Source organism: Nocardioides iriomotensis (genome assembly GCF_004168035.1).
In the GTDB taxonomy this organism is placed as follows: domain Bacteria; phylum Actinomycetota; class Actinomycetes; order Propionibacteriales; family Nocardioidaceae; genus Nocardioides_B; species Nocardioides_B iriomotensis.
In genome coordinates this window covers 1-906 of sequence record NZ_SDPU01000003.1, presented here as the reverse complement: position 1 = coordinate 906, position 906 = coordinate 1, and the positions used below count along the sequence as shown (strand labels likewise).

2 protein-coding genes are annotated in these 906 nt (G+C 69.8%); both read left to right on the top strand.

What is annotated here, in order from left to right; all coding sequences use genetic code 11:
• Positions 1-603, top strand: a 603-nt coding sequence (locus tag ETU37_RS01340) for an MCE family protein (RefSeq protein ID WP_206053624.1), incomplete at its 5' end; no start/stop codon positions are given.
• The coding region (locus ETU37_RS01335) for an MlaD family protein (RefSeq protein ID WP_338068598.1) at positions 600-906 on the top strand (307 nt) is incomplete at its 3' end. The genes ETU37_RS01340 and ETU37_RS01335, both read left to right, overlap by 4 nt.

The window sequence follows — 906 nt, the reverse complement described above, 5'->3', positions numbered from 1 at the left end:
TTCGTGGAGAAGGAGCAGAAGATCCAGGCGTTCTTCTCCGACGTGGCCGGCTTCTCCAACACCAGCCGCGACTTCCTCGAGACCAACGGCGACAACATCGTCCGCCTCGGGCAGCAGGGCGCCGAGCAGCTGCCCGTGTTCGAGAAGTACGCCCCCGAGTACCCCTGCCTGCTGAACGGCATCGTCGACGTCCTGCCGCGTCAGGAGGAGGCCTTCCGCGGGTTCACCCTGCACATCAACCTCGAGACCCTGCCGAAACAGCCGCGCGGCTACAACCCGGCCGACGCGCCGGTCAACGGTGACAAGCGCGGCCCCGTGAACCTCCAGGACTGCAACGACGCCATGCACGGTCGCTACGACCAGAGCAATCTGCCCCCCGACCGCCTCGTGCCACAGCTCAACACCGGGGTCCAGTACCCCGTGGGCAAGCGCGTGGCACCCCAGATCGACCTGACCTCCGGGTGGTCCGGGACCGCTGCCGAGCGCAGCGTCCTCGACACGCTGGCCGGTCCGGCCCTCGGCGTCAGCCGCGGCCGCGTCCCCGACGTGGTCTCGCTGCTGCTGGGCCCGCTGGCCCGCGGAGCGGAGGTGAGCCTGCGATGAGTCGCCGCTCTCTACTCGCCGCCGGAGGCCACCGCGTGCTCGGGGTGGCCTTCCTCGTGCTGCTCATGCTCTTCGCGTGGGCGACGTACGCCGTCTTCACCAAGAAGTTCGTGGACGTCGTGCCCGTCGCGCTCCGCACGTCGAGCATCGGGCTGCAGCTCCCGGCGCTCGCCGACGTCAAGATCCGCGGTGTGATCGTGGGTGACGTCCGCGAGATCGAGTCCGCCGGTGAGGGCGCCACGCTCCACCTTGCGATCGACCCCGACCAGGCCGGGATCATCCCGGCCAACGCGACCGCGCGCA